Here is a 17,241-nt window from a genome sequence, read left to right as displayed (position 1 = left end):
CGATATGGCTCAGGACAAGAAACAATTTGGAACCGCGCTCGAAACGTTCACTGAGAATCTTCAGCAGACGCCCGCAAACCTTCGCGACGCCGCAATCCGGCATGGCCGACCCGATACCGACCGCACCCGCTCGGAAGCCGTATTCTCCAACTTTTTCCTGCATATCCATTCGACGCGTGTGCAGGAGCGAACACTCAAGTTCTGGAGCACCTGCGGCCTGGGAGTCGGCGCCCTCGCCGCCTTCATCATTTTAACCATCACCGGCGTCCTGCTGATGGTCTATTACAAACCGTCCACTTTGCAGGCATACGAATCGATCAAAGATATCCACTTCATTGTTCCGACCGGCCAGTTCATCCGCAATATCCATCGCTGGAGCGCCCACCTCATGGTACTGCTCGTGTTTCTCCACATGGCCCGCGTCTTCTATACATCTTCGTACAAGAGCCCGCGTGAATTTAATTGGCTTGTTGGACTCGCCCTGCTCGTCCTGACGCTCGGCCTCAGCTTCACCGGATATCTGCTGCCCTGGGACCAGTTGGCCTACTGGGCGATAACGATCGGCTCCAACATCGCTCAATCTCCGCGTGAGCTGACCGACGCCCTCGGTATTACCAGATTCTTCGACCCGGGCGGAATCCAAAAACGCGTCCTGCTTGGGGCGGATACCGTCGGACAGGAGGCGCTCACCCGCTTCTATCTTTTGCACGTAATCCTCCTGCCGCTGGTTCTGGCGATATTCCTCGGCGTCCACTTCTGGCGCGTGCGCAAGGACGGCGGCCTCGCCCGGCCCCTCGATGAGCCTGAGGCGCCGGTGCGCCTGCTGACGGGCCAGCATGTCGCCTTCCACCCGAGCCCGCAGAAGACATACGGCTTGATGGCGCTCGTCCGGGGGAAAACGCCGCATGTCGATCTGGGCCAGGGAAACACGATCACCTCCTGGCCAAACGCGTTCTATGCCGAAGTGGCCGTTTTCATGGCCACCTGCGCGATCTGCCTTGTGCTCGCGCTCATTGCCGACGCTCCCTTAAAAGAACTGGCGAATCCGGCCGTCCCCGAAAACCCGGCCAAGGCGCCGTGGTATTTCCTCGGACTGCAGGAACTGGTCTCCTATTCCGCCTTCATGGGCGGCATCGGCATTCCAACGCTCGTTCTCATCGGATTAGGGCTTATCCCGTTTCTCGATCGTGAGAGAGAGCCGGGTGGACTCTGGTGCGCCGGCGACGGCAGAAGAAAGCTCGCCTTGCAGAGCGCGCTGTTCGGGACAATTGTCGTTGTGGCGCTGCTCGCCTTCACCATACGGTTTGGGTGGCTGCGCAATTGGTTCCCCGGCATCCCCCAACTGGTCATCATCCTGCTCAACCCGGGGACGCTCCTGGTTGCGGTTTTCGCGGGCTGGTCGCTGTATGTCATCAGGCGGCACAATTCCACCCGCGCCGGCGCAATCGCGTTGTTCACCTGTTTCTTTGTCGCTTTCATAATCCTGACATACGTTGCGACTGTCCATCGCGGCCCAAACTGGAACTTTTATTGGAGCCACAGCCAATGGCCGATTCATTGAACGGAAACTCAGGACAGAATCATCGCCCGGAGGTCTTCTCAGGGTTGACCGTCCCGACGTTCGATCCAGTTACTCCCGCAGGCAGGCGAGCACGCTGGGCCTTGCTGATCACTTCAGGAGTCGTTTTGCTCTGCCTGCTGGCCGCCATAATAACCGAGCATTATCTGAAACCCTGGCTGAAGCATCAGAGAAATTTCAAGAGCGTGCTCGCCGCGGTCGCCGTCGCCGAGGGGAAAAGCCCGCCGCCGTTCCCCCAGGAAATCAAGCAGATAACGTCGGCGGCATATGGTGTCTCCGATCGCTGCACAACATGTCACGCGGGTTTTGACAATCCCAATCTGGCGGACCAGAAGCAGCCCTACGGCGCTCATCCGCAGTGGGTATTCGATATACATCCGCCCGAGCAGTTCGGCTGCACGTTGTGTCATGGCGGACAGGGTCTTGCAACAACAACCGAGGACGCGCATGGAACCGTCCCCCATTGGGAAGACCCGCTCATTCCCGCCGGCTACTTTCAGGCCGGCTGCGGCAGTTGCCACACTCACGTGAAAGTGCCGCCGCAAGAGTTGGCCGACCGTGGAAAGCGCCTGTTCGAACAATACGATTGTCTTGCGTGCCATAAAGTTGATGCGCGCGGGCGCGGCACAGGGCCCGATCTCTCCACGGTCGGCATCAGAGGATTTCTTGCCGATTGGCATCAGAACCACCTCGAGTTGCAGCAACAGTCGATCGAGCCGGCGTGGCTGGAGAGCTACGGCCCGATCGATCCGGAAGAAGTCACAGCGATAAATGCGTTTCTCAATACTCTCATGCAAGCGCCCGCCTTCGTCGACGCCAAAGCACTTGTTTATCGGAAAGGATGCCTCGGCTGTCACCGGATCAATGGGACAGGCGGCGACGAAGGCCCTGATTTGTCGGCAACCGGAAAGAAGAATCCAAACCGTCTCGATTTCTCGTATGTCGAAGGCGAACATAACCTGGCGAACTGGCATAAGGCGCATCTGCTCGATCCCGCGCTCATTGTCGCCGGCAGCCTAATGCCGCACGCCGAGCTGAGGCCGGAGGAACTCGAGGCAGTTACGCTCTACATGCTCTCCCTGCGTGGAGCCGATGTCCCCATGAACAGATGGCCTGCCGGCCGGTTCGAGTCCGAGCGGCTCGGCAAGCGCGAATTCTCTGCCGACGGAAAATCACTCTACAGCGCATTCTGCAATTCCTGTCACGGTGTCAGCGGACAGGGAGCCGGCTTCGGTATTTTCACCCAAAAATTCCCGGCAGTGACGAGCCAGGAGTTCTTGGCCGTTGCTTCAGATCGGTTCATTCGAGAAAATCTGGTCAATGGGCGTCCCGGCCGCAAGATGCCGCCGTGGGGAACAAAAGAGGGCGGCCTTCGTGCCGCCGAAATTCAATCGCTGGTCGAATATCTGCGCTCGCAGCAACCCGCGGCGCCCTCGTGGCAGGATGTCTCCTCCGCACAGCATGAACTCGAACTCGGCAAAGCCATCTATCGCGAGAGTTGCGCAGTCTGCCACGACTCCAACACCGCCATCGGACCCGATCTTTCCAATGAGGTCTTCCTTCAAACGGCAGACACAAAGTTCCTCTACCACATGTTGACACAGGGGCGCGAAGACACCGCGATGGGAAGCCGGCCGGAGCTGAATGCTCAGGAATTGGCCTCCCTCATCGATTACATCGAAAGCCTCCGGTCGGGAAAGAAAGCGAAACTGCCCGTTCTTCCGCCGGCAGATTCAATTATGGATGGCCAGGCGGTTTTCGCAGAATCGTGCGCTCCATGTCACGCCGAAAGAGGAGAGGGGAAATACGCGGTAAACATCGTCAATCCTTCCCTTCTTGAAGCTGCATCCGACGACTATCTGGGGGCCGCCGTTCGGTTGGGCCGCTGTATTCAGCCCAAAGATGCGCCCGGGCAACTTTCTGCGCCGGAGGTGACCGATCAACAACTGTCCAATGCAATCACATATATCCGCCGGCGACTGGCGAAGTTGCCGGCGCAAGCGCCGGGCCGGCTCGTTCAGGGGGACGCTCAAAACGGCCAAACCCTCTTCAATCAGAACTGTACCGGGTGCCATGGACAGGGAGGCATCAACGGATGGGCGCCGGAGCTTGCAAATTCCGCGTTCCTGGCTGCCGCCACCGACGGATACCTGCAGGCATCCATCATTCGCGGCCGCCCGATGTTCGGCATGCCCGCCTTTGCAACCGACAATCTGAATTACCCGAGATTGACGGCAGAGGACGTTAACGATACTGTCGCCTTTGTTCGTGCGCTACAGTCAAAGCAATAATCATTTGCCTTCTCAGGAGGTGTCATGACAACCAAAGGATCGGAAGCCGGCAACGGATTTGGGCGCCGCGAGTTCATTAAGAAAGCGTCGGCGCTCGGTTTTGCCGGATACCTGGCACAGTTCCCCTGGCTCTTCGTCGAGGCGGCGCAAAGCCCTCTCGAGGCTTACCCGAATCGCGATTGGGAAAAAGTCTATCGGGATCTCTTCAAACCCGACAGCACCTTCACGTTTCTGTGCGCGCCCAACGACACGCATAATTGCCTGCTCACCGCGCACGTCAAAAACGATGTCATCGTGCGCATCGGCGCCACCTACGGCTATGGAAAGGCCGAAGACCTTTACGGAAACAAGGCCTCCGCCCGATGGGACCCCCGCTGCTGCCAGAAAGGGCTCGCCCTCACACGACGCTTCTACGGAGACCGCCGCGTGAAGGCGCCCATGGTGCGCACCGGCTTCCGCGAATGGGTCGAAAAAGGATTCCCGCGTGACCCGGTCACCGGAAAGCCGCCCGTCGAGTATTTCAACCGCGCGCGCGATACCTGGGAGAAAATACCGTGGGAGAAAGCGGCCGATCTGGCCGCAAGAACGTTGATCAATGTCGCACAGACCTATTCCGGCGAAGCTGGCGCCAAGCGCCTGCGCGCACAGGGATATGACGAGGAGATGATCGAGGTCACGCGGGGCGCCGGCACGCAATGCCTCAAGTTCCGTGGCGGGATGCCGCTCCTTGGCATGACGCGCGTGTTTGGCATGTACCGCTTCGCAAACTCGCTCGCGCTGCTCGATCGCCATATCCGCGGCGTCTCGGAAGACGATGCGCTCGGCGGGCGGGGATGGGACAACTACTCCTGGCATACCGATCTCCCGCCCGGACATCCAATGGTCACCGGACAGCAGACCGTCGAGTTCGATCTGGACTCAACCGAACAGGCGGACCTCGTAATCGTGTGGGGGATGAATTGGATTACCACCAAAATGCCCGACGCCCACTGGCTCACCGAGGCGCGCGTGAAAGGCACGCGCGTCGTCGTCATCGCCTGCGAATATAGCGCAACCGTGAACAAGGCCGACGTCGGAATCATGGTTCGCCCGGGAACAACGCCCGCTCTCGCGCTCGCCTTATCCAATGTTATCGTCCAGGAAAAGCTGTTCGATGAAAAGTACGTCAAACGGTTCACCGACCTGCCTCTGCTCGTTCGCTACGACAACATGAAGCTCCTGCATGCCTCCGACATCTTCAAAGATTATCAGAACGCCGATCTCAAGAACATGGCGCGTGTCGTCCGACCAGATGACAAGAAAATCCCTCCCCATAAGCAGGTGGAGCAGCTTATTCCGGCCGAGATGCGCGACGAGTGGGGCGATTTCGTCGTCTGGGACACTAAGAAAAAAGCGCCCGCCGCCATCACCCGCGATCAGGTCGGCAATCATTTCGATGACTCAGGACTTTCTCCCGCCCTCGAAGGGGAATTCGAGGTAACCCTGACGAACGACGAGACAGTGCGAGCGGCCACCATCTTCACCGTAATCAAAAACTACCTCGCCGATAACTATTCGCCCGAAAACGGTGAGCAGATTACCTGGGCGCCGAAAGATGCGATCGTCTCGCTCGCACGTGAGATAGCGGCCCATCCCGGCAAGACCCTTATGGCGATCGGAATGGGACCCAACCAGTTCTTCAACAACGACCTCAAGGATCGCGCCGTCTTCTTGCTGGCCGCTTTGACCGGCAACGTCGGCCGCATCGCCGGCAACGTGGGATCATATGCCGGCAATTACCGGGTCGCTCTGTTCAATGGACTCGCGCAGTACGTCAATGAAAACCCGTTCGATATCGAACTCGATCCCGCAAAGCCGGCCAGACCAAAGGTGTATTGGCGGGCGGAATCGGCTCATTATTACAACCACGAGGACCATCCGCTGAAGGTCGGCGGCAAACTGTTCACCGGCAAAACGCACATGCCCGCGCCCACCAAAACGCTGTGGTTCGCAAACGCCAACTCGATCCTCGGAAATGTGAAATGGCACTACAATGTCGTGCATAACGTGCTGCCGAAATTCGAAATGATAGCCGTGAACGAGTGGTGGTGGTCCACCTCCTGCGAACATGCCGATATCGTTTTCGCCGCCGACTCGTGGGCCGAAACGAAAAACCCCGATATGTGCGCGTCCGTCACCAACCCATTCCTTACCCTTTACCCCGAGACGCCGATAGCCCGCATTCATGACAGTCGCGGCGACATCGAGATCATCGCAATGGTCGGTAAACGGATCGGCGAGCTGATCGATGACCCGCGCTTCTCGCTGTATTGGAAATTCGCGGACGAACAGAAAAGCGGAGTCTATCTCCAGCGCATCCTCGACCACAGCAGCAATACCGCCGGCTACTCTTTTGCCGATTTGCATGAAAAAGCGAAAAAAGGGGTGCCTGCGCTCATGATGTCGCGCACAATGCCGAAATGCGTCGGCTTCGAGCAGACCGAGGAGAGCGTGCCATGGTACACGAAAACGGGAAGGCTTGAATTTTATCGAGACGAACCCGAGTTCATCGAGCACGGTGAAAACCTGCCGGTGCATCGCGAGCCCATAGATTCCACCTTTTATGAGCCGAATGCGATTCTGGCCGCAGCTCATCCGCTTATCCGGCCGCTCACGCCGCAAGACTACGGCCTCGATCCGGGCGATCAATCCGGAGAAGTCCGCCAGGTGCGCAACGTCGTCAAACCCTGGAGCGAACTGTCACAAACTCAGCATCCGCTCATGAGCCAGGGCTACCGCTTCATTTTTCATACGCCCAAGTACCGCCACGGCGCTCACACCACGCCCATCGATACCGATATGGTCGCCATTCTGTTCGGACCCTTCGGCGACATCTATCGCCGCGACAAACGAATGCCGTTCGTCTCCGAAGGCTACGTCGATATCAACCCGCAGGACGCCCGAAAACTTGGAATCGAGGACGGCGATTACGTCTGGATCGATGCCGATCCGGCCGACCGCCCCTATCGCGGATGGAAACCGGATGACCCCGATTACAAAGTGTCGCGCCTGCTCTGCCGCGCGCGCTATTATCCCGGCACTCCGCTCGGCGTTACGCGGATGTGGTTCAACATGTATGCCGCGACGCCCGGCTCCGTCAAGGGACAGGAGACACGCGAGGACGGATTGGCGAAGAATCCCGAAACAAACTATCAGGCAATGTTCCGCACCGGCAGCCACCAAAGCGCCACGCGCGGTTGGCTCAAGCCGACGCACATGACCGACTCGCTCGTGCGGAAGGACGTCGCCGGCCAAAACATCGGAAAGGGTTTCTTGCCCGATGTCCATTGCCCCACGGGCGCCCCGCGCGAATCGTTTGTGAAAATCGAGAAGGCCGAACCCGGCGGCATCAACGGCTCCGCTTTGTGGCAGCCCGCGGCCCTCGGCATCCGGCCGACGTATGAAAGCGAATCCTTCAAAAGATACCTCTCCGGCGCGTATATCGTGAAAAGGAGTCAATGATGGCACGCGTATTCAACTGGCAAATCGGACGAATCATGAGCTACTGGTATGGCGAGACCAGGCCCGCTAAACAATTCGCCGCCGTTTTCGATCTGAACAAGTGCATCGCCTGCCAGACATGCACGCTCGCCTGCAAAACCACGTGGACCTCCGGCCGCGGGCAGGAGTATATGCTCTGGAACAACGTCGAAAGCAAGCCCTACGGCTCGTATCCGCTGGCGTACGACTCGAAAATCCTCGAGATGCTCGGCCCGCAGGAATGGGTCGGCGAACGCTATGAGGGTCGCACCGTCTTTGAGGCCGCCCCCGCAGGCGAGCGCCTCCTCGGCTACCGGCCGGAAAGCGGCGATTACTCCTATCCGAATATCGGCGAGGATGAGATTTTCGGAACGGTCGACGGCGGGATGTCCGTCGAAATGCCGCATCCCGTCTGGATGTTTTATCTCCCGCGCATCTGCAACCACTGCACGTATCCGGCTTGTTTGGCGGCCTGCCCGCGCGGCTCCATCTACAAGAGACCCGAGGATGGGATCGTCCTGATCGACCAGAAACGCTGTCGCGGTTACCGCGAATGCGTGCGCGCATGCCCTTATAAGAAGACTTTCTTTAACTCGCGCACCGGCGTTTCTGAAAAATGTATCGCTTGTTTCCCGCTCGGCGAACAGGACGAACAGCCAAGGTGCTTCACTCAATGCATCGGAAAGATCAGGCTGCGGGGATGGATTTCCGTGCCCGAAAAGGCGAATGAGAATAACCCGATCGACTATCTGGTTCATGTGAAAAAAGTGGCGCTCCCCTTGTTCCCGCAACTGGGGCTCGAGCCGAATGTCTATTACATTCCCCCGATCCACGTGCCGAACCCGTTCCTGAACCAATTGTTCGGGCCGCTCTCGGAGCAGGCGGTTCAAACCTATCGCAATGCCCATAAGAACGAACCGAAACTGGCGGCGCTCATCAATCTGTTCGGGTGTACGCCGAAAACCGTCGCGGCCTTTAAAACAAAGGGCAATATCGTAAGCGCGCTGAACGATAATGGAGATACTTTGGTCGCTGTCCCCGTTCGCGAGCCGGTCGCGGTGCGCCCGGCTTTCGATACGCAGCGCGGCGTTCCTCGAATGAACGTCACTTGAGTATCTTCGCGAAGACACTGGAGGAATATATAAATGAATCAAAAGCTGATCATCGCCCTGCTCTTGTTCTTCGTGCCTCTTTCTTTTTTCGGGTGCCCGCAAGGCGCAAAAGGAAAACAGCCGCCGGTCGCGGGGGTTAATGCCTTCTTCGTAGACGGGCAGTTGCAGGACCTCTCTCCCAACAGCCCGCTGTGGCAACAGGCGCCAGAGGCAATCGTCGATTTGCTGCCGCAGGACCTGACGGAACCGAAACTCATGAATGGCCTTCCCCGCATCTCGGTTAAAGCTCTGTGTAATAACGACCAAGTGGCGTTCCGAATCGATTGGGAAGATGCAACCAATGACGAAGTTGATGAAGCCCAAAGATTCTCCGATGCGGTCGCCGTCCAACTACCCGTCGCGGCGGGGGCGGAAGCGCCGGACTCGACAATGGGCGCAATGGGCAGGCCTGTCCATATCCACCTATGGAAGGCGTCCTATCAGCGGGCGCTGCAAGACGGAGAATGGAGCCTGAAATCGATTTTCCCGAATGCGACGGTGGACCATTATCCTTCCGATGCAGCGCCCGATGAGCAGAAAGAGGAATTGAACAGACTGTTCACTGCCGGGCTTGCCGCTCAAAATCCGCTCGCCGGGAAACGCACGTCGAGCGTCGACGACTTGACCGCCGAAAGCTTTGGGACTCTCGCCTATCTGCCGGCTCAAGCCTCGCAAGGAGCAGGCCTGTGGGAGAAGGGGCGATGGCATGTCGTTCTCTCTCGTCCGCTCGCCGTCCCTGAATGGAGCGGCCAGGGAGGATTCAAAAAGGGGGACAAGGCCTTCATCGCCTTCGCTGTATGGGACGGAAGTCAGGGACATGCAGGCTCTCGCAAGATGCGCAGCGCATGGGTGCCGCTGAGATTGGGGGTAGGCGCATGAAAATGATGGCAAGACTGCTTCGCGATGGAACCTCGTGGAATTTCTGCTCGCACTTGTTTCGCTGGCCCACAAAAGAGACAATGCTTGCGGCGGCTTCTCTCGTTCCGGAACTGCCGCCTCAGCTGCGCGTCGAGGCCGCGGAGGTCGTCGCGTATACGTCCGATCCTTCCCTCCAATCCGCGTATCATCACCTCATCGGCAGCGGCGGCTGTGTTTCTCCATATGAATCACAGTGCCGCATCAACGGCGAAACCGGTGTGGCCGACAAGGGTATCATTCTCGCCGATGTCGCCGCTTTCTACAAAGCCTTCGGTTTCAATTACTCGAAGGAACTGCCGGAGGCGCCCGATCACGTGGCTGTCGAACTCGCTTTCATGGGATATCTCAAGTTAAAGCAGGCATTTGCGTTCCTCCACCAAGACGACGAAGCCATCGAGGTTTGCCGGGACGCGGAAGACGCCTTCCTCCAGGATCACCTGCTCGGCTGGCTGCCGAATTTCCTCACCGATATCGCTCGGGCCGCGACGCATCCCTATTACCGCGAGGCTGCGCAACTCGCCCATAAACTCTTCGCCTTTATCGAATTCCGCTGCGAGAAGGACCGCGTGTACTGAGGTGTAACTGCATCAAATGAGCAAAATGTCGATCTTGGACCTGACAGATACGCAATGCCCGATGACCTTCATCAAGGCCAAACTGGCAATCGAGGAACTCGAGGCCGGACAGTTGATTGAACTCCTTGTCAACCCCGGAACCTCTATGCGCGACGTTCCCCGCAGCCTGAAAGAGGAGGGCCACCGGATCGAGCGCGTCGTCCGCGAACAGACCCATTTCCGCGTCACCGTCCGGAAACAGGAATGATGGAAACAGAGACCATGTTTTTATCAATACGCACACAAATATATAAACGCTAGAAATATGGGGACAGAGACCATATTTTTATCGTTAAGAATAGAAGTATATAAAGAATAAAAATATAGTCTCTGTCCCCATATTTTGCCCTTTATGCAAAATGTTTATCAAAGCTAACCAAGCAATTGAGGAACTTCATGTCTTATTTTGAAAAAGGAAACAAGATGAGTACAGACAAACACATCGAAGATCAAACCGCGCGCGTGCCGGTCGAAATCGAGGTCGAAGGCAAGAAAGGCAGTCTGGATTTCAATACGCTCAAGAGCGGCGGAATCATCAAGCAGCGCCAGAAAGACCTGTTCACCGTACGCCTGCAGTGCCCGGGCGGACGAGTACCGCTTGACCGATTGGAAAAAGCGTTCGAGGTGGCCCGCCGCTACGGCGGCGACTACGTGCACCTCTCATTCCGGCAATCACTCGAAATCCCCTACGTCAACTACCGCGATCTCGGCAACGTGCGCGATGAGCTGGCGAAGGCCGGCCAGCACATCGCTTCATGCGGCGCGCGCGTGCGCGTGCCGACCGCCTGCTCCGGCTGTGAATACAATCCGAATGGACTCACCGATACCCAGGCGATGGCCCGTGAGATTTCCGATCGCTTCTTCGGTAAAGGAAGCCTCGCCCACAAATTCAAGATATCCTTCTCCGGCTGTCCGATCGACTGCGCGCGCACGAATGAGATGGAACTCGGCTTCCAGGGAGCCGTCGAGCCGAGGTGGGAAGAGAGCGCCTGCCAGGCGTGCGGTGTCTGCATTGAGGCATGTCGCGAACAAGCCCTCGTGTGCGATGAACAATCCGGCCATCCCCGCTACATACCCGAAGGATGCCTCTACTGCGGTGATTGCATCCGCACATGCCCGTTCGACGCATGGCATGCCAAACGAGTCGGCTGGATCGTTCGCTGCGGCGGCAAACACGGGCGACACCCGGTCAACGGCCAGATTATCGCACGGTTTCTGCCGGATGAACGCGTCGCCCCTCTGATCGGCGCCGCCCTGAAATGGTACGAACAATTCGGAGAGAACCGCGGCCGCGTCCGGCTCGGCGATTTTCTGAAAGACAAGGAAACGTGGCGGGATTTCCTCCGCCATATTCGGCATGAATTAGGCGATTGGGCCGCAAAGAATCCTCCGCCGCCGCAGCCAAATGAAATCCATTTCCCGCAGCGCCAGGATTGAGGCGATCACCCAGACACCAGCTTCCGTATCGCTTTGAAATACTGGCGCAGCCCTCGCACAATCAGATCGTTATGACCCGCACCGGGAACCGAGAGGAATTCCTTCCTCTTCGCTTTGCACCCTTTGAAAAGCGCCTCGCCTTCCTCGAGGGGAATAATGAAATCCTCCTCGCCGTGAATAATGAGAGTGGGCGCCTCTACTCGCTCGATTTTCTTCAGATTGTCAAATCCGCACGTCTCTTCCAGTTCCTTAAGCGATGGCCCGCCAAGACGGTTTATCAGGGCAAGCGGGTTTGAAAAACCGCTCTCGATAATCAGGCCGCTTATGCTCTTGCCAGCTTCTGCGGCAATCTCGAGCGCCGCCGCACTGCCCAACGAGCGCCCCATAACGAACAGCCGCGAATATTGATAACCGTGATCCGCCAGCCCCTTCCCCGTCTGCCGATACACGGCGAGCGCGTCATCCAGCAGCGTCGAGACTGTTGGCCTTCCGCCGCTCTTGCCGTAGCCGCGATAATCCACCACCAGCAGCGAAATCCCGTTCTCCAGATAGAACGGCGCAATCATGTCGTAATCGGATGCAATCTCTCCGTTGCCGTGAAACAGCAGGATTACCGGCGCATCTTTGTCCGCGGGATGAAACCGCCCGCCTATCTCAATATCATCAGCAACGGAAAACCGAACCGTTTGCTCGTCATCCGGCGTATTGTCGCGCCGCGGATGAAATAGAATTCTCAACACATCGGCTTGATCAAGCCTCTTGCATTCTTCTCGAGACATCGCTGAATATACCTTCCTTTCACTCTAAAAGGAAATTTGCGGCTCCCGCCGCAACCGGGCCTGACGGCATCTTGCTGCAGTCACCGGCCCGCCCGCCCACGCTCGTTCACCTAGTGACCACCCCTATCAAACATATCCGTGCCGGTCCGTGTTCGTCCATGTTAGTCCGTGTGCCGCTCTGCCCGTGCCCGTCCCTTCAGTCCGTGTCAGTCCGTGTCAGTCCGTGTTCGTCCGCGTTCGTCCGTGTTCTTCCACTCCCGGAGCATCTGCAGTATCTCAGTGTTTCCGCCAGAGGCCGCAGCGTTAAGCGCCGTCTCGCCGTCTTTATTTTTCAGAGTTGGATCGGCTCCTCGCTCGAGCAGCATGGAAACCGTTTCCGGATATCGCCTGAACGCGGCAAACATCAGCGCAGTCCAGCCTTCCTTATCCTGTGCGTTCACGTCGGCGCCGCCTTCGAGCAAGGCGTCGACGATCTCCGCCCGGCCCCACGAGGCCGCGTGCATCAAGGCCGTCGCGCCGTTTTTGTCCTGCATATTCACATCCGCGCCATGCTCGATAAGCGCCTTCGCTATCTCCGTATGGCCCTCGCTTGCAGCCCACGTCAATGGACACCATGTATCGCCTTTTCTTTCATTAGCATTGCAGCCTCTGTTCAGCAGAAGCTTCACCACATCAAGATGACCTTTCTGTACGGCGATCACTAGAGCCGGTTGTCCCCCCGCCTCCCGTGTATCAGGGCTGATGCCCGCATCGAGCAGCAACGTGACTATTGGCTGATCCCCTTGCTTTACGCGGTTCACCAACTCCTCTTCCGAACACGCAACATTCATTTGCTCCAATTCACTGCGAGCCTTTTTGGCCTCATCGGCAACAGCAATCGCCGGCATGAACAAGACCACCACGAAAACAACTGCGAGGCTGCGAATCATATGAATCCCTCCTCAAAACACAAAAAAGACAATCCGCAACAAAGCCCGCTACAGCCCGAGCAGCTTTTGCGCGTTCCCTCCAAAAATCGCCTCTTTGAAACTATCACTGATCGAAAGCCCTTTGACCGCATTCACACAGTCGCCGAAATTATTCAGCGGATTATCAGTAGCAAAGAGCAGCTTGTGCTCGATGCCGCTCGCGCTGTACGCGTCCCACGGAAACAGGCTATACAAATCCTTGAAAGAGGAAATATCAACGTACACGTTCTCATGGCGCGCCGCCAGCGACCACGATTCCCAAACCCAGGGGAAACCGCAGTGCCCGAGCACAATCTTCAATTTCGGGAATTTCAGCGCCACGCCCTCGATCAGCATCGGCTGGCCCAACCGCGCATCGGTCCCCGGCGTGCTCCGCTGATGGGAGGCATGGGTCCACACAATGATCCCGAGTTCGGCCGCCATTTTCCAGAGCGTGTCGTGGCGAGGATCATCAAACCTGAAACCCTGCATTGGCGGCACAAGTTTCAGCCCGCGCGCTCCCTGTTCCCTCACTGCATGCTCGAGCCTGTCGACTGCGAGACGCCCCATGCCGGGATCAACGCTGCAAAAAGGGACGAATCTGTCCGGGTGCTGCCGGCTCATCCGCTCAACGTCCTCATTCGTTACGACCACCGTCCCATACGCGGTCGAATAATCCGCGGCAACAATGACGGCCTTATCAATGCCCGCTCCATCCATCTCATGGATAATGGCATCAAGCGACTTCTCTGTAAAAATCCAGCGGAAGCCCGCCATCAGCGGCCCAAATCTTTCTTCCTCCTCCCCGTACATCCGCTTCAGCGCCTCTTCCGGACTCGGCACAACGGTCGCCTCCTTGCAGAACGGATGAATATGGAAATCTACAATCATCGCCGCTCCTCCTCAATCCCACAGTGCTTTACCTTTTTGCATTCTATCAAATCTCCTCTTCAATTGAAAATCAGCCGGACATGCCCGCATCGAATGGAAATGTTATGATATATCAATGAATCCGCAATCAAAAAGAGGTGCGCGCATCACGTTCCTCGGGCACTCGTCGGCCCTCATTTCGATTGCTGATAAGAATATTATCACCGATCCGAACCTCAGCCGGCGGATTTCCCTTTTCATTCGAAGACGAAGCGCGCTTCCCTTTACCGCCGCCGCGCTTCCCCGAATCGATCTGGCGCTTGTCTCGCATGGACATTACGACCATCTCGATGTGCCGACACTGAAGAAATTGGGGAAGGATGTGCCGGTTGTGGCGCCTCCCGGCCTCGAGCGAGTCCTCAAGCGTGCTTCACGACAAGTCATAACGCTCGCTCCATGGGAACAGATCAAGCTCCAACAGGTGAACATAACCGCGGTCCCCGCAAAACATTTTGGGGGGAGGCCGCCGCTTTACTTCTGCACCGGCTACCAGGGATACATCATAGAAGGAAGCGCCGTCATCTACTTCGCCGGCGATACCGGTCTCTTTGACGGAATAAGCGATATCGCCAATCGGTGGAAAATTGACGCCGCCCTGCTGCCGGTCGGCGCATATGAGCCGCCGCCTTTCAGAGAAAACCACATGGCGCCCGAGGATGCCGTCGAGGCCGCGCATATCCTTCGAGCACGGGCGCTCATACCCATCCATTGGGGAGCCTTTAAGCTCTCGCTCGAGCCGTTCACCGAGCCCATACCTCGACTGTTGCAGGCGGCCGAGCGGGCCGGCATGAAAGAGACCATCCGCGTGCTGGAGCCGGGGGAATCATTAACCATCGGTCCCCTACCCGAGAGGGAACTGTAGCCTGACATGCATTTTTGCCCACGCAGCCGGTTTGTGATAGAATTCTAATTCAAAAAATCGTGCCCCCGGCGCAAACGCCGGCGGCTTCGAACAGGAAAGGGCGCGTCAGATTGAAGAACCGCGAGTTGATTCAGCAGAAGATCGAGGACAGCGTACGCGTGAAACAACGGTTTTCCGATGAACTGCTTTCCAACATTGAACTAACCGCCGAAAAAATCGTAGACTGCTACCGCAACGGCGGAAAATTGATTCTGTTCGGCAACGGCGGCAGTGCGGCAGATGCCCAACATATCGCCTGCGAACTGGTCGGCCGTTTTCTCAAAGAACGCCGGCCGCTGTTCGCCGTCGCGCTCAATACCAACTCCTCCGTTCTCACATCAATCGGAAATGATTACGGCTACGACCGCATCTTTGAGCGGCAGGTGGAGGCCTCTGCAAAACCGGAGGATGTTGTCATCGGCATCAGCACGAGCGGGAATTCCCCAAACATCATTCGAGCCATCGAGGCGGCCCATCGGATCGGCAGCACAACGATCGGCATGACCGGTCTCTCGGGCGGTTTATTGAAGGGAGCGGCCGATATCCTCCTGAATGTGCCCTCCGGCGAAACACCGAGAATCCAGGAATCCCACATTCTCATCGGTCACATCATCTGCGAATTAGTGGAGCGTGCCATCGAGGAGGAGAAACAATGACGGAGCCGGAAAACGACAGCCAGTTCCGCTGGTATCCGGCCGCCATGGTCAACATCACCAATCGGTGCACCCTGCGCTGCAAGCACTGCTTCATTTATCGCGATGGAAACCCCAACCAGCCCGAGCATGAGATGGAGACAGACCTGATGCTCCGCTCGCTGACGGAGTTGCAGCAGCGCCACAATATCCACACGATGCTGTGGATGGGCGGCGAACCTCTGCTGAGGCCGGACGTGCTTCGTGAGGGCTCGAAGATTTTCCAGCAGAATAACGTAACGACCAATGGCACGCTCGACCTGATCGATCTGCCCAACTGCATCTATGTCGTCTCCGTCGATGGCCCGCCGCAGATCAACGACTCGATACGGGGCAACGGCGCTTTCGAGCGCGTCATGCGGACACTGGCCCGCGTGCCCGACGTTTTCGGCCCTACCGTTATGGTGCAGTGCGTGGTTACGAAACTGAACGAAGACCACCTCGAGGAACTGGTCGAACGCTTGCTCCCCACGCGCGTCGAAGGAATGACCTTCTCATTTTACGTGCCGCGCCGGATAGACGACTCCGACTTCACCTGGGGATCGCTCGATCGCCGCGATAAAGCCGTGCTCGAAGTCATTCGCCTGAAGAAGAAACACCCGGATTTCATCTGGAACAACAGCCGCAGCCTCGAGCTGACTCTTTCCCAAAACGCTCGGGCAGTTGTGAAGCAATGCCTCTCGAAACGCTTCGTTCTGCCCCTCTGGCTCGAAGGTGACAAATTCATAAACCCGTTTTGCTGTTACGGCAACGACGTCGACTGCGAGCTCTGCGGCGCGTGGGTCGTTTTCCATCTTGCCGCCAGAAGGGAACGCAGTCCGATTGCACCCGATCCATCTCCGAAATAGCCAAATGGCGACGAAAACGGTTTCATTTGACAACTGCGGGAAGATTTTATACAGTTCATATGCCGAACGATGTCCCCGCATGCATTTGTGGGACGGATGGAAACACCGACTGGGGAAAAGGGGCGAAACCGTCTCCATTTTTCACCTGTCGGTTTTTTAATTGCGCCTCTCCAACAATAAGACGGACCCGATGAATATTTCGGACATTGAAAAGATATTTGAAAAGATGCGCAAGGCCGGGCACGGCTCGCTCATCAGGTTCGATGCTGCCGGCAAAGGGCAGGCGGTTGAAGGCATCATTTTTGAACCGAGTGACGGGCGCCCTCCCGGCTTCGAATCGGGCATTTTTGTCAACGTCCCTTCCGATACTGGAGCCACCTACTACTTCGATTTTGAGGCCTCGAAACAACAGGGGCGGATCGTCGTGCAAAAGCTGGACATGAAGAAAACCGAGCCGGAACCCGTGGTCCCGGAAGAATTCCTGAAGGAGTTTGAGCACGTCAGACAGGCGCCTGATGTTAAAATCGGCGGCGGAGCCGTTGGGGAATTGTACTCAAAGTACAAAGGGCTTATTGAACTGAATAAATGAGAGTCTGATCCGCCAGTCTTCTTCCACCGATTGAGAGGAGGGCCGC

Annotated in this window: 15 protein-coding genes; 12 read left to right on the top strand and 3 right to left on the bottom strand. The window is 57.3% G+C overall.

Annotated elements, in window-relative coordinates; all coding sequences use genetic code 11:
- Window positions 1-4: 4 nt before the first annotated feature.
- From C4520_05530 to C4520_05495, 8 genes are all read left to right on the top strand, one after another.
- On the top strand, window positions 5-1,561 hold the full coding sequence (locus C4520_05530; GenBank protein RJP23903.1) for a DUF4405 domain-containing protein: 1,557 nt from the start codon (window positions 5-7) through the stop codon (window positions 1,559-1,561).
- Window positions 1,546-3,870, top strand: coding sequence for a hypothetical protein (locus tag C4520_05525; GenBank protein ID RJP23902.1), 2,325 nt, complete (start codon window positions 1,546-1,548; stop codon window positions 3,868-3,870). Before C4520_05530 ends, C4520_05525 begins: the two co-directional genes overlap by 16 nt.
- Window positions 3,871-3,894: 24 nt before the next feature.
- Complete coding sequence (locus C4520_05520) at window positions 3,895-7,371, top strand: molybdopterin oxidoreductase (GenBank protein RJP23901.1); 3,477 nt, start codon at window positions 3,895-3,897, stop codon at window positions 7,369-7,371.
- Window positions 7,371-8,501, top strand: a complete 1,131-nt coding sequence (locus C4520_05515) for a dehydrogenase (protein RJP23900.1) — start codon at window positions 7,371-7,373, stop codon at window positions 8,499-8,501. Before C4520_05520 ends, C4520_05515 begins: the two co-directional genes overlap by 1 nt.
- A gap of 33 nt (window positions 8,502-8,534) precedes the next feature.
- Complete coding sequence (locus C4520_05510; GenBank protein ID RJP23899.1) at window positions 8,535-9,419, top strand: hypothetical protein; 885 nt, start codon at window positions 8,535-8,537, stop codon at window positions 9,417-9,419.
- Window positions 9,281-10,033 (top strand): hypothetical protein, encoded by a 753-nt coding sequence (locus C4520_05505; protein RJP23898.1) that lies wholly within the window; start codon window positions 9,281-9,283, stop codon window positions 10,031-10,033. The genes C4520_05510 and C4520_05505 overlap by 139 nt, the downstream gene beginning before the upstream one ends.
- Window positions 10,034-10,049: 16 nt before the next feature.
- The gene (locus C4520_05500; GenBank protein RJP23897.1) at window positions 10,050-10,280 is read left to right on the top strand and encodes a sulfurtransferase TusA family protein; all 231 of its coding nucleotides are present in this window, start codon (window positions 10,050-10,052) and stop codon (window positions 10,278-10,280) included.
- 188 nt (window positions 10,281-10,468) lie between these two features.
- Complete coding sequence (locus C4520_05495; GenBank protein ID RJP23896.1) at window positions 10,469-11,509, top strand: sulfite reductase; 1,041 nt, start codon at window positions 10,469-10,471, stop codon at window positions 11,507-11,509.
- Window positions 11,510-11,514: 5 nt separating this feature from the next.
- Here the strand turns inward: C4520_05495 and C4520_05490 are convergent, their stop codons facing one another.
- The 3 genes from C4520_05490 to C4520_05480 all read right to left on the bottom strand — a co-directional run bounded on the left by C4520_05490 (window position 11,515) and on the right by C4520_05480 (window position 14,126).
- Window positions 11,515-12,288, bottom strand: coding sequence for an alpha/beta fold hydrolase (locus C4520_05490; protein ID RJP23895.1), 774 nt, complete (start codon window positions 12,286-12,288; stop codon window positions 11,515-11,517).
- Between the two features lie 206 nt (window positions 12,289-12,494).
- A complete protein-coding gene (locus C4520_05485; protein RJP23894.1) occupies window positions 12,495-13,217 on the bottom strand; it encodes an ankyrin repeat domain-containing protein in 723 nt (240 codons plus the stop codon).
- Window positions 13,218-13,265: 48 nt separating this feature from the next.
- Window positions 13,266-14,126 (bottom strand): amidohydrolase, encoded by an 861-nt coding sequence (locus tag C4520_05480; protein RJP23893.1) that lies wholly within the window; start codon window positions 14,124-14,126, stop codon window positions 13,266-13,268.
- Window positions 14,127-14,241: 115 nt separating this feature from the next.
- Here C4520_05480 and C4520_05475 point away from each other — a divergent pair, with 115 nt between their 5' ends.
- From C4520_05475 to C4520_05460, 4 genes are all read left to right on the top strand, one after another.
- On the top strand, window positions 14,242-15,027 hold the full coding sequence (locus tag C4520_05475; protein RJP23892.1) for an MBL fold metallo-hydrolase: 786 nt from the start codon (window positions 14,242-14,244) through the stop codon (window positions 15,025-15,027).
- 110 nt (window positions 15,028-15,137) lie between these two features.
- Window positions 15,138-15,722 carry an SIS domain-containing protein gene (locus C4520_05470; protein ID RJP23891.1) on the top strand — a complete coding sequence of 195 codons (585 nt, stop codon included), beginning with the start codon at window positions 15,138-15,140 and terminating at the stop codon, window positions 15,720-15,722.
- Window positions 15,719-16,606: a radical SAM protein gene (locus tag C4520_05465; protein ID RJP23890.1), complete on the top strand. Its 888-nt coding sequence runs from the start codon at window positions 15,719-15,721 to the stop codon at window positions 16,604-16,606. Before C4520_05470 ends, C4520_05465 begins: the two co-directional genes overlap by 4 nt.
- 190 nt (window positions 16,607-16,796) lie before the next feature.
- A complete protein-coding gene (locus C4520_05460) occupies window positions 16,797-17,195 on the top strand; it encodes a hypothetical protein (protein ID RJP23889.1) in 399 nt (132 codons plus the stop codon).
- Window positions 17,196-17,241: the final 46 nt, after the last annotated feature.

It is taken from the genome of Candidatus Abyssobacteria bacterium SURF_5 (genome assembly GCA_003598085.1).
Taxonomy (GTDB): domain Bacteria; phylum Abyssobacteria; class SURF-5; order SURF-5; family SURF-5; genus SURF-5.
The sequence above is the reverse complement of the archived record's forward strand: the minus strand, read 5'-3'. Positions and strand labels throughout refer to the sequence as shown.

Excerpts from the sequence above, each read along its gene's own strand:
- C4520_05520 (RJP23901.1), top strand. The coding sequence starts at position 3,895 with ATGACAACCAAAGGATCGGAAGCCGGCAACGGATTTGGGCGCCGCGAG.
- C4520_05475 (RJP23892.1), top strand. The coding sequence starts at position 14,242 with ATGAATCCGCAATCAAAAAGAGGTGCGCGCATCACGTTCCTCGGGCAC.
- C4520_05510 (RJP23899.1), top strand. The coding sequence starts at position 8,535 with ATGAATCAAAAGCTGATCATCGCCCTGCTCTTGTTCTTCGTGCCTCTT.
- C4520_05500 (RJP23897.1), top strand. The coding sequence starts at position 10,050 with ATGAGCAAAATGTCGATCTTGGACCTGACAGATACGCAATGCCCGATG.
- C4520_05465 (RJP23890.1), top strand. The coding sequence starts at position 15,719 with ATGACGGAGCCGGAAAACGACAGCCAGTTCCGCTGGTATCCGGCCGCC.
- C4520_05460 (RJP23889.1), top strand. The coding sequence starts at position 16,797 with ATGAATATTTCGGACATTGAAAAGATATTTGAAAAGATGCGCAAGGCC.
- C4520_05515 (RJP23900.1), top strand. The coding sequence starts at position 7,371 with ATGGCACGCGTATTCAACTGGCAAATCGGACGAATCATGAGCTACTGG.
- C4520_05490 (RJP23895.1), bottom strand. The coding sequence starts at position 12,288 with ATGTCTCGAGAAGAATGCAAGAGGCTTGATCAAGCCGATGTGTTGAGA.
- C4520_05485 (RJP23894.1), bottom strand. The coding sequence starts at position 13,217 with ATGATTCGCAGCCTCGCAGTTGTTTTCGTGGTGGTCTTGTTCATGCCG.
- C4520_05530 (RJP23903.1), top strand. The coding sequence starts at position 5 with ATGGCTCAGGACAAGAAACAATTTGGAACCGCGCTCGAAACGTTCACT.
- C4520_05495 (RJP23896.1), top strand. The coding sequence starts at position 10,469 with ATGTCTTATTTTGAAAAAGGAAACAAGATGAGTACAGACAAACACATC.
- C4520_05525 (RJP23902.1), top strand. The coding sequence starts at position 1,546 with ATGGCCGATTCATTGAACGGAAACTCAGGACAGAATCATCGCCCGGAG.
- C4520_05505 (RJP23898.1), top strand. The coding sequence starts at position 9,281 with ATGGAGCGGCCAGGGAGGATTCAAAAAGGGGGACAAGGCCTTCATCGC.
- C4520_05480 (RJP23893.1), bottom strand. The coding sequence starts at position 14,126 with ATGATTGTAGATTTCCATATTCATCCGTTCTGCAAGGAGGCGACCGTT.